This window comes from Pseudomonas sp. I8001 (genome assembly GCF_013385345.1).
In the GTDB taxonomy this organism is placed as follows: domain Bacteria; phylum Pseudomonadota; class Gammaproteobacteria; order Pseudomonadales; family Pseudomonadaceae; genus Aquipseudomonas.
The window spans coordinates 10,679-26,617 of the sequence record NZ_JACAQC010000059.1; the positions used below are offsets into that span (position 1 = coordinate 10,679).

General features: G+C 65.6%; 7 protein-coding genes. All 7 read right to left on the reverse strand.

The genetic code is table 11. The features are described from left to right. Position 1 precedes the first annotated feature (1 nt). From HX839_RS28880 to HX839_RS28910, 7 genes are read right to left on the reverse strand one after another with little or no spacing between them, the layout of a single operon-like run. Positions 2–781 (reverse strand): thioesterase II family protein, encoded by a 780-nt coding sequence (locus HX839_RS28880; RefSeq protein WP_003218418.1) that lies wholly within the window; start codon positions 779–781, stop codon positions 2–4. Further along, positions 778–1,866 (reverse strand): saccharopine dehydrogenase NADP-binding domain-containing protein, encoded by a 1,089-nt coding sequence (locus HX839_RS28885; protein WP_023658858.1) that lies wholly within the window; start codon positions 1,864–1,866, stop codon positions 778–780. Before HX839_RS28885 ends, HX839_RS28880 begins: the two co-directional genes overlap by 4 nt. Further along, positions 1,863–7,286, reverse strand: a complete 5,424-nt coding sequence (locus HX839_RS28890; protein ID WP_177068069.1) for a non-ribosomal peptide synthetase — start codon at positions 7,284–7,286, stop codon at positions 1,863–1,865. Before HX839_RS28890 ends, HX839_RS28885 begins: the two co-directional genes overlap by 4 nt. Beyond that, a complete protein-coding gene (locus HX839_RS28895; protein WP_177068070.1) occupies positions 7,283–10,690 on the reverse strand; it encodes a non-ribosomal peptide synthetase in 3,408 nt (1,135 codons plus the stop codon). Before HX839_RS28895 ends, HX839_RS28890 begins: the two co-directional genes overlap by 4 nt. Continuing rightward, positions 10,680–12,437 (reverse strand): ABC transporter ATP-binding protein, encoded by a 1,758-nt coding sequence (locus HX839_RS28900; RefSeq protein WP_003218423.1) that lies wholly within the window; start codon positions 12,435–12,437, stop codon positions 10,680–10,682. The genes HX839_RS28895 and HX839_RS28900 overlap by 11 nt, the downstream gene beginning before the upstream one ends. Then, positions 12,434–14,182 carry an ABC transporter ATP-binding protein gene (locus HX839_RS28905; protein ID WP_003218426.1) on the reverse strand — a complete coding sequence of 583 codons (1,749 nt, stop codon included), beginning with the start codon at positions 14,180–14,182 and terminating at the stop codon, positions 12,434–12,436. Before HX839_RS28905 ends, HX839_RS28900 begins: the two co-directional genes overlap by 4 nt. Next, positions 14,175–15,827, reverse strand: a complete 1,653-nt coding sequence (locus tag HX839_RS28910; RefSeq protein ID WP_177068071.1) for a (2,3-dihydroxybenzoyl)adenylate synthase — start codon at positions 15,825–15,827, stop codon at positions 14,175–14,177. The genes HX839_RS28905 and HX839_RS28910 overlap by 8 nt, the downstream gene beginning before the upstream one ends. Positions 15,828–15,939 lie beyond the last annotated feature (112 nt).

Consider the following 15,939-nt stretch of genomic DNA (forward strand, 5'->3'; position numbering starts at 1 on the left):
GTCATGGGGTCGACGGCCAGCACTGCCACGCCGGTTCGGCGGGGCTGCCCAGCAACAGTTCCAGGTGCTCGATCAGGTCGGCCTGGCTGTCGCGCAGGTAAAAATGCCCGCCGTTGAAGGTTCGAAAGTCGGTGACCTGGCGCGTCACTTCCGACCAGGCATGGGCTTCCTCCCGATCGACTTCGCGGTCGGTGCTGCCCAGGCATACGCTCACGGGCACGTCCAGCAGCTCGCTGATATCGCCGCAGTAGTTTTCGATCAGGCGGTAATCATTGCGCAATGCGGGCAGGTAAAGTGCCTGCATCTCGGGTTCGTCCAGGGGTGATGGCGCACCACCCGACAGGCGCCGCACATCCGCCAGCAGACCGGCATCCGGGCCCTGGTGCAATTGGCTGTGACGTTGCCGGTGAGGGGCCGGATGGGCGGAGACGATCAGCCGTTGCAGGTCCTTGCCCTGGCGGTTCAGGCGCCGCGTCACCTCATAGGCCAGCGCCGCACCCATGCTGTGGCCGAACAGCACCAGCGGCCGGTCGGACAGGTCCCACAGCGCCCGGGTAATAGTGCCCGCCATCCATTCCAGGCTGCCGGGCCAGGTTTCACTCAGGCGCTCTTCGCGGCCGGGGTATTGCACGCTGACCAGTTCGATGTCAGCCGGCAACAGTGCCTGCCAACCGCTGAAAAATCCCGCGCTGCCGCCGGCGTGGGGCAGGCAGACCAATCGGCAACGCGGCGTTTGATGCTGCGGGTAACGTCGCAGCCATGGGCTGGGGATTTTCTTCATAACACGCCCTCCTCCAGTTCAGTGGTGACGTGGATCCGGGTCTGCGGCAACCAGCGCAGCACCTGGCGCAAGCAGTCATCGGCGTCCATCACCTGGGCAGCGTAGTGCGTGCCTTCGGGCAGTTTGGCCAGTTGCAGGGCGCAGATTGCCGCCACTGTGCCGGTCAACGCCGAGCCGTCGGCGGCACGCAACCAGGCGGTGGCCTGCTGCGGTTCGCCGTGTTGCAGGCCTGCCATTTCGACTGCGAGCAACTGGTAAGGCGTGCGCCCTGCCAGGTCCAGCGCACTGGCCTGTACCAGGGCGGCAATGTTCTCTGCCGTGTGTCGCAGAGCCGGTGGCGAGCCCTGAATGCGCCCGAGTGCGGCCCGCAGGTGGCCGCCGTCGAACAGGTTGTAGGCCTGGGCTTCGCGCACCCGCAAGTCAGTAAACAAGCGCTGTTGCTCAGTGGTTAGATACGGGTGGGCCGTTACGGGACCGCCCACCAGCCAGGGCCGCTCGAAGTGTTCATCGACGAGTACGGCGGACTTGATTGCACGGCCATCGCACCAGCCCATCGAGGCCTGGCCATAGCCGTTGCCGAGGCTCAATAGAAAGTCCTCGGCCGCCGTTGTCGACAACCGCCCAAGTCCGACGGCATAGCAATGCACGGCATCGACGCGCTCGAACGACGCCGCAAGCACCTTGGGAAACAACCCCGACAGCCCGGGCAACATGCCGGCTGATAACACCACACGACGACCCGGCGGCAACTGAGCGGGCAGCAGCTGATGCAGCGGATCATCGCCGCCGACATCGATGTAATCGGCGCCACTGGCCAAAGCGGCCAGCGCCACCCGGTCGAGCACCTGGTAGCTGGGGCCCGCGCAATTGATCAGCAGGTCGCAGCCGCTGCAAAACGCCGCCAGGCTTTGGGCGTCCCACAGGTCCACTTCACGGATCTCGGCCTGCCCGTTCAACTCGCCGTCGTTAAAACGCTGCCCTTGCCCAGGGTCGCGACCGCCCAGGCGCAAGCGGCAATGACCGACCAGCACCCGCGCAACCTGCCGACCGACATGCCCATAGCCGCCTACAATCCCGACTCTCACGCCGCCACCTGCGCCAGCCGTTCGAACGCGCGGGCCACGGCTTCGACCTGGGGGCTCTGCATGCAGCTGAAGTGGTCGCCCGGCACGTCCACCACCTGCAATTCGCCAAGGCACAGGGCCTGCCAGTATTGGCTCATGTCGCGGTGCATGCCGGGCAGTACCTGGACTTCACCGCACTGGCGGATAAACACCATGTCACCGTCGTAAGGCGTGGCCTGATGCAAGGCGACGGCGGCCAGGCTGTGGCGCAGCACCTGCAGTTGCTCGCGCAGCCAGTCCAGGTCGCTCAGTTGCGAGCCGGCGTGGCGCATCGCGTCTGCAATTGCCTGCAAGCGCTCATCTGCCGACTTGGATGCCAGGGCCCGCAGGCAGGCCAGGGCCGTGGCACAGTCGGGCTCATCCTGCAGCGCCAGCAACGCACCTTGGGGCACGCGGCCCGGAGTTTGGCGCAGCACCTTGGCAATCGCCCGCTCCATCGCCTGTTCATCCACCGGGTAACCCAGGGTGTGCGGGTCGGCCTGCATCACGCGGGCGAACACGTACTCCGCCAGCAGGTCATCCTCGATCATGAACGGCACGCGGTAGCTGCTGATCACTGTCAGTTGCAGCACCTCGATGTCCCTCGCCGCGAGGCATGACGCCAGCTCCGTCGCCAGCAACCCGCCGAGGCAATAACCGACGATGCTCACCTGGCGCCGGCCTTCGGCGTGCAAGGTGTCGGCATAACGCTCGGCCAGTTCACGAATCGCCGTAGCCGGTGCCAGAGCCAGGTAACCCGGTACATCATTGAGCACCAGCCCCTCCAGTGGCGCTTCTTCCCCGAGTGCAGCAAACAGCGCGCGATACGGTGCCAGGGTGCCGCTGCCATCATGGACAAAGATCCGCGCCGGGCCTTGCGCCTCCTCACGAATCCGCACCAGCGGCGACAGGCTCTCGCTGCCCTGCCCCCGCAGGTAATCCGCCAGGGCCGCAACGGTGGGCTGGTTGATCAACTGGCGCAGCAAATCCCCCCAGGGCACGTTACGGGCCTGGGGCAGGCTTTCCCGCAGGCGACCAACCACCTGCGCCACCAGCAATGAATCACCGCCCAACTCAAAGAAGCCCTGTTCACGGCCCACACTGGGCACCCGCAACAGGGTTTGCCAGACCTCTGCGATACTGCGCTCCAGCGCATCCAGCGGTGCAGCCCCGCTGTTGGCCTGTTGCGTGGCCTGGGCCATGCCGAGGTTGGCCAACGCCTGGCGGTCGACTTTGCCGTTGACCGTCAGCGGCATTTCATCCAGTACCCGCCACTCGGTGGGTACCATGTAATCCGGCAGGCGCTGGCCCAGATGCGCGCGCAACGCCTCCGGCTCAAGGGTCTGGCGCTCGGTCTTGAAGCGCGTGATGAACAGGTGCTGGCCGATCTGTGACATCGCATCGTCAGCTGCCGGCATGCACAGCGGCGTCTGCGCGCCGGCTTCCTGCAACAGTTGCTGCCACTGCTCGCGGCGGATGAACGTGGTGTCCTGCTCGGCGCGGAAATCCTCGAACGCGGTCAGGCCCTCCTTGAACTCCATGGACGCCATGATCTGGTAGGTGTCGCGGGTGGCTTCGATAAAGATCAGCCAGCCGCCGGGGGCGAGCATTTCCCGCAGCCGGGCGAGTACCTGGCTGGCATGCCGCGAGTTGTGCAGCACGTTGGCACACAGAATCACATCCAGGGAGTTGGCGGCGATGCCTTGGGCCCAGTGGTCGAGGTTCAGGTCGAACAGCCCGTAGCTGACCCACGGAAACTCGACGAAATGCTCCCGCGCTTCGTTGAGGAAAAACTGCGACAGGTCGGTGAACTGGTAGTCCACCGCCAAGCCGTCCAGGGCCGGAATCAGGTCGGCACTGGTGCCGCCCACGCCTGCGCCGATTTCCAGCAACTGCAGACGCCGGCCCGCCGGTTGCAGTGCGGCGATTTCCTGCACCGCCGCACACACCGCCTGGTTCAGGTACTGGCTGATCAGGTTCTTGCGATAGGCGCCTTCGGCGGTGTCGGTACGGCCTTCGGGAAACAGCAGGTGCAACGGGTCGAGCCGGTCGCTCATCAGGGCAGGCAATTGCTCCTGGCTTTCCCGCAGGTAGCGCAACACTTCACCGCCCCAGCCCACACTCGGCTCCAGCGCCTCGATGCGCTGCCACAGCTGACGGTATTCAGCACCCGAGACCCGCAGTGACGAATAGGCGCCGGTGCCTGGGTGGCGGTCTACCAGTTGCTCGCGATGCAGCGCCTGCAACCAGCGGCGGATCAACCGTTCGTTGCGTGGCGCCACTTCGCACAGGCTCATGATCTGGGCCAAGTCGTGCTCGACACCCGGTTGATCAAACAGTCCCGGGCGTTGCAGGGCCAGGCCCATGGAGAGCAACGCGGCACGCTCGACGCAATCGGACATCTGCGTGATCAGCGCTTCCGTCAGTTGGCCTTTAACGCCGTTGGCCGCCGCCAAGGCGTTGGGTGCCAACCGGGCCGGCCAAGGCAGTGGAGTATCACGCAAAGTCCCGCGCACGCAGGCCTGCAAACGCCGCTCGAACGCGCCCTCGCCCGCAGCGACCACCACGGCCGATTCGACATGAGGATGACTGAGCAAGGCACTTTCGACTTCCGCCAACTCGATGCGATGCCCGCGAACCTTGACCTGGAAATCCTCACGGCCAAGGAACTCGATCAACCCGCTTTCGAGGTAGCGCCCCAGGTCGCCGGTGCGGTACAGCCGCTCGCCGCTGTGGGCATGCTCGATAAAACGCTCGGCGGTTTTCTCCGCGTCCCCCAGGTACCCCATCGCCAACCCCGTGCCGGCGATGAACAGCTCACCGGCAACGCCTTGCGGGCGATCGCGGCCTTGTTCGTCGAGCACCATGAAGCGTTGATTGGCCAGCGGCGCGCCGTAGGGAATGCTGCGCCATTGTGCGTCCACCTCGGTGATTGGATAGGCAATCGACCAGATCGCCGCTTCTGTCGCGCCGCCCAGGCTGATCAGTTGCAGCTCAGGCAACAACGCAGCGATTTCGGCGGGCAGGTTGAGCGGGATCCAGTCGCCGGACAGCAAGGCCAGGCGCAGGCTCTGAGGTGCCGCGGCCGGCACGGCTTGCAGGTAATGGGCAAGCATCTGCAACTGCGCGGGCACCGAGTTCCACAGGGTCACACCGTGCTCGCGGGCGCATTCGGCCCAGTGGGACGGGTCGGCGCGGCGTCCGGCGTCGGGCAACACCAGCGCGCCACCTACGGCCAGCAGGCCGAAGATGTCGTACACCGAGAGGTCGAAGCCCAGGCTGGCCAAGGCGAGTACCCGGTCTTCGGCGCCGATGGCGAAGCGCTGATTGATATCCACCACCGTGTTGAGGGCCGCCTGGTGACTGATCATCACACCCTTCGGAATCCCGGTGGAGCCGGAGGTGTAGATCACGTAGGCAAGTTGTTGCGGTGTCACCTGCGGCGCCGGCAGTTCACGTCCGGCACTGGCTGCGGCCTGATCAACGGGTATGCACTGGGTCACCTGGGCGGGCCAGGCCACGTCCTCGCTCAACCACGACTGGCTGAGCACCCGGCTGACCTCGGCGTTCTCAAGAATCAACGCGCGCCGCGCCATCGGCTGATTAGTGTCCAGCGGCAGGTACGCCGCGCCGGCCCGCAAGATCCCGAGTACACCGACCACCTGGTCGATGCCTTTTTCCATGCATACCGCGACCCGCTCGCCGGGCTGGCAACCGCCATCCAGTAACTGCTCGGCAATCGCCTCGGCACGGGCGGCGAGTTGCGCGTAAGTGAGCTGTCGCGCGCCCTGGATCAGGGCGACACGTTGGGGTTGCGCCCGGGCCTGGCGAAAGAACGGTTCATGCAGCAAGCCTGGGGGAATCGGCTGCGCCGTCTGGTTGATCAACTCCCGCACCAGTCGCTGGGGTGCCGGCAGTTCAAGGCAATCGTCCAGGGTCCAGGCCGAAGGCTCCCGCGCCAAGCGCTTGAGCAGACGTTCGAAGGTGTCGAACATCGCTTCCAGCATGGCCTCATTGAACACGCCCTGGCGAATGTCCCAATTGATGAACAGGCCGTTGTCGCGCTCGCTGACCTGGCAATCAATCAACACTTGCGGGGTCTGGCTGATGCCGTGCACCAGTTCTGCGCCGGGCATAAATGCCCCGCCGCCACTTTCGCCACCGGCGCCCAGGGTGCTGGTGAAGGCATAGGGCATCAAGGCCGCATCACGGCCTTTGCGCCGCGCCAGTTCGCGCAGTACTTCAATGCCGGAACACAGGCGGTGGTCCATGTCTTGCCACAGTCGCTCCTGCAACTGCTGGCTGCGTTCACCAAAGCTGCCGCCTTGCAGGGTCTGGACTTCCAGCAATTCCACCGAGCTGAAATCCCCCACCAGCCGATCGACCTGCGGGTGCAGCGACAGGCGATTGAGCAAGGTCAGGCTCAAGCAGAAATGCCCCTTGCGGCTCCAGCGCCCCAGGGTTTCGGCATAGCAGGAAAGAATCGCCGCCGACGCACCCACGCCGGCCGCCGCTGCATTCAGGCGCAGGGCGTTGAAATCCCGGGCCTCCAGGTTCAGGGCGCGGCGCTCGAAACGCGGTCCGCTGGGAGCGCCCTGCATGGGCAATTCCGGAGCACCGGGCAGGCTGTCGACCCGCGCCCACCAGTACTGGCGGTCACGCTGGTAACGCGGCTGTTCCCGCAACCGGCGCTCGCCCAGTACGTAGTCGCGAAAACTGATGGGCGCCGCCGGCGGCAAGGCTTCGCCACGATAGACCTGCTGCAACTCGGCCAACAGCATGCGCACGCTCTGGTAGTCGCACACCAGCAGATCCACTGAGAGATGCAGGCGCGCATGTTCACGGCCCTGGCTGACGCACAACTCGATCAGCGGCCACTGCTGGGGCGACGCCAGGCGAATTTCCATGCGTTCGCGCAGAGCGGCCAGTGCACGGCCGTCGTCTTCGCGCAGGTCATGCCGGGCGATCAGGTAATGCGGCACCTGGGGCAGGATTTGTTGGTAGCCGTCTTCCAGCACCACCGCCCGCAGCATGTCGTGACGCGCAATCAGATGGTTCCATGCCTGCTCCAGGCGCGCCGGGTCCAGTTCCCTGAGTTCAAATTCCAGGTAACCGTGGCACGCCACCCCGCCGTAGCTGAATGCCTGGGTGCGGCCCATCAGGTAAGCGGCCTGCACGTCGGTCAGCGGAAACGGTTCGCTGCGGGCAGCCAGGTCGGCCGAGACGGTGGGCATCACCGGTTCCATCAATTGCTGCAACAACGCGTCCTTGTGTTCGCGCAATTGTTGCAGGCGGCCTTCATCCATCACCCCGGCGGGCGCCCGGTAGCGCAGGCGGCCCTGCTCTTCCCAGAGTTCCACACCCAGTGCTTCGAGGTCCTGTTGCAGTTGCTGCAGTGTCATAGCGCACCCTCCACCATTGCGTTCCGGTTGACGTGGTCCTGTTCTCGTCGGGCGACAAGCCATTGGGCCTGGCGGGCGACGGTGGCCGCGTTGAAAAAGTCCTTCAGCGACAGTTCGACGTCGAACTGTCGGGCGATACGTTCGATCAGGCGAGCGGCCAACAGACTGTTGCCGCCGAGGGCGAAAAAGCCCTGGTTGCGTCCCACCAGGGGAATGTCGAGCAATTCGCGCCAGAGCCCGGCCAACAGTTGTTCGGCTTCGCCTTGAGGCGCGTCTTCATGCTCGGGTCTGGCGCCCTGGCGTTGCTCCTGCACCAGCCACAGCAGTGCGGCGCGGTCGACCTTGCCGTTGGCGCTCAGGGGCAGTTCGGTGAGGTTCAGCCAGTGGTCCGGCAACATGTGTTCCGGCAACCATTGGCAGAGCCACTGGCGCATGGCTTCGGCATCCGGCAGCGCGTCGCCCATCAGGGTTGCTGCCAACTGCGGGTTGGCCCCGGGCAACACCAGGGTGACGGCACGACTGACGGCCGGATGGCGTTCCAGGGCCACGTCGATCTCACTGAGTTCGATGCGGAAGCCACGGACCTTGACCTGCTGGTCCATACGCCCGAGAAATTCGAGGCTGCCGTCGGGCCAATAACGGCCCTGATCGCCGGTGCGGTACCAGCGTTGCCCGGCGTGCTCGACGAAGCGTTGGGCGCTGAGATGCGGCAGGCCACGATAGCCCTGGGCAACCCCGGCGCCGCCGATCCACAACTCCCCCGCCACCCAGTCCGGGCAATCGCGGCCCTGGCTGTCGACGACTCGAAAGCTTTGGTTATCCAGGGGTTTGCCGTAGGGAATCGAGAGCCAGTGAGCCGGCACTTCGTCGACGTCCTGGACGTTGGACCAGATGGCCGCTTCAGTGGCGCCGCCGAGAGCGGCGAACCGGGCGCTTTCGCCGGCTGCCAATCGCAGGCGGCGTGGCAGGTCCAGCCCGACCCAGTCACCCGAGACCATCGCCAGGCGTAATCCGCTCAGGGCATTCGGCTCGCGGGCCTTGAGGGTCAGCATGTCGAGCAACGCCGGTACCGAGTTCCACAGGGTCACGCGCTGCTGGCGGATCAGCCGCAACCATTCGGACGGCTCCTTGCGCCGCGCATCCGCTGGCAGCACCACGGCGCCACCGACACTCAGCAGGCCAAACAGGTCGTACACCGACAGGTCGAAATCGAGGGCGGAAACCCCGAGCACACGGTCATCCGCGCCCACCTGATAACGCCGGTTGATCGCGGCGACGGTGTTCAGCGCCGCCTGGTGGGAAACCTCGACGCCCTTGGGTTCGCCGGTAGTGCCAGAGGTAAAAATCACATAGGCCAGTGCGTCCGGCGCCACCTCGATCGGTTGTTTCAGGGCCCTGGCCGAACGCGCCTGGGCCAGGTCCACCACTTGCAAGTCCGCCAGCCATACACCGCGATCACGGTGGGCCGTATCGGTGATCACCACCTTGGCTCCGGCGCGTTGATAGATCATGTCGCGACGGGCTGCCGGCTGTTCGATACCCACCGGCACATACACCGCGCCCGCCGCCAATATGCCGAGCACCGCAACGATTTGCGCCTGGCCTTTGGGCAAGGTGATCGCCACCGTATCACCCGGTTCAATCCCCCACTGGCGCAGGGCACCTGCCACTTGCAGGGCCTGGGCCGCCAGCTCGGCGTAACTCAACTCAGCGTCCTCGGTGATCAATGCCACCCGCTGCGGGTGCACCTGCGCCTGTTGGAAAAAGCCATCGTGCAGCAAGCCTTTGCCATAGGCCCAGGGCGTGTGGTTGACCGCTGCACGGACCTCTTGCTGGCCTTGGGGCAACGGCAGCGGCGCGGGTTGGCGCCAGTCACCGGTACACAGCCACGCCAGCAGGTCGCCATAGGCGGTGAACATTTCGTCCAGCAGGCCTTCGGGGAACAGCGCATCTACCCCGTCCCAGTTGAGCAACAGGCCATCGGGCAGCGGATAGCTCTGGTGGTCAAGCCACACTTGGGGCGTTTGCGACAAGGCCCAGCCCGGTTCGCCCAGGTGCTGCCGGCAAGTGGCGTCGACAAACGCTTCGCCAAGGTTGCAGGCAAACACTACGGGGGCGCCGCCTTGCCGGGTGCGGGACAACTCACGCAGCACTTCCACACCAGGCCAGGCGCTGTGGGCGATGTCGCGGTGCAGTTGGCGTTGCAGGGCTTGCGCCTGCTGCGCGAAAGAACCCGCCTGGCGCTGGTCGATCTCCAGCAGCACCAGGTTGGAAAAATCCGCCAGCAGATGCGGGACGCAGGGGTGCAGCTCCTGGCGGTTGAACAGCGGCACGTTCAACAGGAAATGCTGGCTGGCGCTCCAGCGGCCCAGCACTTGGGTATAGGCGCAGCACAGCACGCTGGCCAGGGTCAGGCCGTGTTGGCGGGCCTGGTCTTCCAGGGCTCGCAACTGCGCGCGGCCGAGGCGCATCGCCAGGCGACGAAAACGCGGCGGGCCGAGGGATTGCGGCTCGTGTGCCAAGGGGAGTTGCGGGCCGTCGGGCAGGTCATCCAGACGTTGCAGCCAGTAGTCCCGCGCGCCGGCATCGCTGGTTCGGGTGGCGCCCAGGTAGTGGGCAAAATCCCATTCCAGACGTGGCAGCTGCGCCTCTTGCCCGCTGTAGATCAGCGCCAGATCCCGCAGCAGTACGCTGATACTCAGGACGTCCGCCACCAGCAAATCGATGTTCAGGTGCACCCGGCTGCGGCCGTCGGGCAAGCGGCTGAGTTGCACATCAAACACCTCGCCCTGGCGCACATCCAGGCAGCGGTGGGCCAGGCGCTCACGCAAGGCCAACTCATCCGGCCGTTCATGCACGGTCAACCCAGGCCACGGGCTGGTCGGCAGCACGCGCTGGCAAGTGGCGTTCGGGAAACAGGCGCGCAGCATGGGATGGCGGTGAGTCAGGCGCATCACCGCGCTTTCCAGGCGTTGAGCGTCGACCTGATACCCGTCCAGCTCCTGATACAGGTGACAGCCAACGCCCCCCAGCGGCATGGCCGGGTCGCGACCAAACCAATAAGCCTGCTGCAACGGTGTGAGGGCGAAATCGTTGTCGGCGGCGACGGGCTTGAGGTGCGTCGCCTGCCCGCGACGGCGGTCGATCAGCAACCACCAGGCCTCAAGGGTCGGCTGCTCAATCAGTTCGGCAAAGCTCACCTGCACACCTTCGCGGGCGAGCAAGGCCGGCAGGCGCATCATGCTCACCGAGTCCAGGCCCTGCTCGATCAGCGAGGCATCGGGCTCCAGGTCCTGGGGGGCATAGTCGAGCAACTGCGCGACACCGGCGCACAGCGCCTCGGGGCTGTGTGCGAGGCCGCCGGGTGCAGGATGAACGCATGCCAGTGATGGGTTATCGGTCATGGGGGACGGTCCTTTGGGGAACGGTAGGGTCTGGGCGCAAGCGCCAGCGATTGATCGCTTCGCGCTCGTGGAACAACTCGCGGTAACGGCCGGGCGTGGCCATCAACGCGTCATGGCGGCCGACCTGGGCCAACTGGCCGTGGTCGAGCAGCAGAATCTGGTCGGCATGGGGCGCCAAGGTCGGTTTGTGGGTGACCAGCACCACCGTGTGCCGGCGGGCCAGTTGCAACAGGGTCCGATTGACCCGCGCCTCGCTGATGGCATCGAGGGCGGCGGTCGGCTCGTCCAGCAGGATCAGCGACGCGTCCTTGAGCAACACCCGCGACAACGCCAGGCATTGGCGCTCGCCGCCGGACAGGCTGACGCCCTGCTCGCCCAGCACGGTGTGCCAGCCCTGGGGCAGGCGCTCGGCGAGGCGGTCGAGGCCGGTGGCGCGGGCGGCGTGCTGCCATTGCTCTTCGCTGGCGTCGGGGCGGCCCAGCAGCAGGTTGTCCAGCAGGCTGCCCGGCAACAGCGGGCTGTCCTGGAACATCAAGGCGACCTGGGTATCTCGGGCCAGGGCCGACAGTTGCCGCAGGTCGACACCGCCGAGGTGAATCGCGCCACTGCTTACATCGCTGAAGCGCGCCAGCAGGCGCAACAGGCTGGACTTGCCGGAGCCGGACGCCCCCACCACCAGGTTCAGCGAACGCTCCTGCAACGTGAAGTCGATGCCTTGCAAGATCGCCTGGCCCTGGCGGACCAGTCCTACGTCCCGCACTTGCACGTCGTAACCCAGGGCAGGTTGGGGTTCGAGAGGCTCAGGCAACCCCGGCATCTGCAGCAGGTGGCGCAGGCGATTCAAGCCGTGGCGGGTCTGGCGCAACGTGGTACCGAGGTTGACCAGCGCGCCCATTGGCTCCACCAGGCAGGTGGCGAGAATCGCCAGCGCCAGGAACTTCGCCGCATCGAGGGTGCCACCCAACACGGCATACAGGCCGCATAACAGGATGGCGCTGTAGCCGGCCTGCAACACCACCGCCAAACCCAGCGCGGCGGGAAAAGTGCGCCAGTGGGCGTGACGCTGTGCCTGTTGCTGCTGGGCCAGGGCCTCGGTGAGTAGGTCGAAACCTTGCTCGGTGCGCCCGCTGGAGCGCAGCAACGGTTGCTGGCGCAGAAACTCCATCACCCGGGCCGCCGCTTCATTGGCTGCGGCTTCGCTCAGTGCTTCAGCTTGCCCGCCCCAGCGCACGCCCCAGTGGTACACCAGCACCAGCAACGGCAACGCGGCCAGTGCCGCCAACGCCATGGAGCGGTCGTAGAAAAACAGCGCCAGCAGGAGTGCCAAAGGCGTCAACAGCGCATTGGCCATTGGCTGCAAAAGGTGCGCCGGGGTGCTCATGATTTGCAGCACGGTGTGAGTCACCAGGCGATTCAGTTCAGCGCTGCGCCGCTCCACAAACCATTCCAGCGGCAGTTGCACCAGCTTGTCACCAATGCGTCGGTTCAACGCCTGGGCTGCTTCGGCACCGGCGCGATAGCCCGCCAGCTGGGCATACCGGCGCAGCCAGAGGCACAACAAGGCCATGCCGGTGAAACCGATGGCCCAGGCCCAAGGCGTGGTGTTGCCGAACCACTGGGCAAAGGCCATCGGCAACAACGCCAACGCTGCGCCCTGGGCCAACGCACTCAACGCCATCGCCATCAGCGCACGCCGCAACAAGCCGGCTTCACGGGGTTGCAGGCTGCGTAACAGCGCGCGAATCATGCCCGTGCCCTCTTCAGTGCGGCCGCCGAAAACTGCTCAGCGGCCCACAGCCCGGCGTAAGTGCCCTGCTGGTCCAGCAAGCCGTGATGCGTACCGCGCTCGACAATCCGCCCGCCTTGCAGCACGACGATCTGGTCGGCGTCCTGGATGCTGCTCAAGCGGTGGGCGATTACCAGCACCGTGCGGGCACGGGCCAGGCGAGACAGCGCCTGCTGGATCGCGGCTTCGGATTCAGGATCACTGGCGGCGGTGGCTTCATCGAGAATCAGGATCGGCGCTTCACTGAGCATCGCCCGGGCAATGCCCAGGCGTTGCACTTCACCGCCGGACAGTTGCACGCCGGCTCCGAGGACGGTGTGATACCCCTGGGGCAGCGCGAGGATGCGCTGGTGAATCTGCGCGGCCCGGGCGGCGGCTTCCACCTCGATTTGCGTGGCGTCGGGGCGCGCCAGGCGCAGGTTGTCGAGGACGCTGGTGCGCAGCAGGCGCACATCCTGGAACACAAAGGCGACCTGGCGATACAAGGTGGCGCTGTGCATGTCCCGCAGGTCGACGTCGCCGATGCGGATCGCCCCGGCACTCACATCGGCAAAGCGCGCAAGCAAAGTGGCCAGGGTGGATTTGCCGGCGCCCGAGTCGCCCACCAATGCGGTCAGCGTGCCGGGCGGTAGATCCAGGTCAATGTCATGCAGCACCTGCGTGCCGTCGGGGTAGCGAAAGTCCACGCCTTCAAAGCTCACCTGGCGGCCCTTGGGCTCGCGGGATTCGCGAGGTTGCGTCAACGTCGCGCTGTTGAGCACGGTGGCGATACGGCTGGCGGCCATGCGGCCCTGCACCAGTGCATCCGCACCATGCCCGACGGCCGCGACCGGCGCTGCCAGGGCCGGCCCCAGCAGCAGGAACGGCAGCAGTTGCACCGGCATCAGCCAACCGCCAGCCACCAGCGACGCACCGCCCAACAGCACCAGGGCCAGCACCAGCAACGGCGAAAGCAGCACCTCGACACTCGCCCCAAGCCCGGCCCAGCGTTGGGCCCAGCAGGAAAAGAAACTGGCGAAACGTTCCACCGCACCGAAGAACTTTGACTGCACCCGATCGGCCCGGCCGAATGACTTGACCATGGCGATGCTCTGCACAAACTGCTGGGTGGCCAGGGACAGGTTGCCCAGCGCGGCGCCCAGTGCCTTCTGGTCATCCCGATAAGCCTGGGAGCGCAAGGCTCGCAGTCGCCACAGCGCCAGCGCTGGAGGCAGCAGCACCACAACGGTCATCGGCACACTTACCGTCAGCAGGTACAACAGGCACGCCAGGGGCGCCACCAATGCGGCGGCGAGGTTGTTTGGCAAGTGCGCCACCAGTTGATGCAGCGCACCTACGTCGTCGAGCAAAACACGGTCGACTTTTTGCCCACCACGGGCGCTGAACCAAGCCAGCGGAACCCGCGCCAAATGCGCGGCCAGCCGTTGGCGAACCTGGCGTTGCAGGTCGCTGTCGGCCAGGTGGGTCATCTGCAAGGCGGCAGCCAGCCCGAGCATGCGCAACAGCAAAGCGCCCGCACCGGCCAACAACCACCAGAACCCATCGTGCAGATCGAGTTTTCCGTCCAGCAACGACGGCGCCAACTCCGCCACCGCGATCAACGGCAGCAGGCCGATCAGGGTCGCCAGGGCTTGCAGCAGCATGGCGCAGATCAACCGGCCACGTACAGGCGCGAGCAGTTCACGCAGCGAGTCTTGATCAGCCACGGGCGGCGCTTCCCTCAGGTTGTTTTGCCCCGAAATACAGCTGCTGGATAGCCTCCCGCAGGTGCTTGCGGCTGACCTTGCCCACGCCGGTTTGCGGGAAACCGGGGATAAATTCGAAGCGGTCCGGCAGCTTGAAGGCCGCCAACCCTTGCTCACGCAGATGGCGCAGCAGTTCCGGCGGGCGCGGTGCCGTGCCACGGGGAATCACGAAGGCGCAGGTGCGTTCGCCGAGGTAGGCGTCCGGCATCGCCACCAAGGCCACATCGGCGACGGCAGGATGGCTGAGCAGGAGGTTTTCGACTTCTTCGGCGGCGATCTTTTCGCCGCCACGGTTGATCACGTCCTTGTCGCGACCTTCGACCATCAGGTAGCCGTCGTCGGTGAGCATTACCCGGTCGCCGGTGCGGTAGAAACCGTCAGTGGTAAACGCCTGGGCGTTGTGCGCAGGGTGGCGGTAGTAACCGCGAATCGTGTACGGACCACGGGTCAGCAATTGGCCGACCTTGCCCTGTATCACGTCCTGTTCGTTGTCGTCCACCACCCGGATTTCGTCGCCCGGGGACATGGGTTTGCCCTGGGTGTGCAGGACTCGTTGCGGTGGGTCGTTGGGGTCGGTATAGCAAATCAGCCCCTCGGCCATGCCGAACACTTGCTGCAAGCGGCAGCCGAGGGTGGGTTCCACGCGGCGGGCAGCCTCGAAGCTCAGTTTGGCGCCGCCGACTTGCAGCAGTTGCAATCCTGGCAGGCCCTGCCCGCGCGCCTGGGCGGCATCCAGCCAGACCAGCACCAGTGGCGGCACCAGCGCGGTATGGGTCACGCGTTCATGCTCGATCAGGGCGAAGCAGGTTTCGGCGCTTGGCGAGCCGCTCAGCACCACACGGCCGCCCATCAGCAAGGTGCCCATGAACCCCGGGCAGCACATGAGAAAGTTATGGGCCATGGGCAGCGCGGCGAGGTACACCGTGGCGTCGGTCAGGCCGCAACGTTCGGCGCTGGTCCGCACGTTGTAGAGGTATTCATTGTGGCGACGCGGGATCAGTTTCGGCACGCCGGTGGAGCCACCGGACAACTGGAAACACGCGACGGCATCCGCGGGCGGCGCAGAAAAGGTTGGCTGCGGGTCGTCCAGATAAAGGTCTTCGAGCGCGATGAATTCTTCAGCCTCACCGGCCACGATCACCCACGCAAGGTCGCCATGGGCCGCCTTCAAGCCACGGGCCATGCCCCGATAATCAAAACCTGCCGTGACGTCAGCGCAGAGGTATGCCCTGGCCTGGGCAAACTCGCAGAAGCGGCCGATTTCCAGATGACGATGGGCCGGTAACGCAAAGATTGGCCGTACGCCGAGGCGATACAGGGCGAAGCACACTTCGACAAAACCCACGCAGTTCGGCAGTTGCACCACCACGTTGTCCCCTGCCACCAACCCCAGCCGGGAGAACCCGCCGGCCAGTTGATCGACCCGTTGATCCAGTTGGCGATAGCTCACCCGCAGCGTTCCATCGGTGATCGCTTCACGCTCGCCAAAGGTGCGGGCGGCGTTGCGCAGCAGGTCGCCAAAGGTCTCGTCGCGCCAATAGCCTGCGTCGCGATAGCGTTGGGCAAACGCTTCGGGCCAATCGGGGCAGTCGTCAATGATAGTCATGGGGTCTCCAGAGTTTTTTTCGGCAATAAGGGGCCGATGCCGTGAACAAAAGGCCTGCGGGGCAAGGGTGAAAAGGGCTAGGGAGAATGGGTCATTGAGCGGTTCATCCATG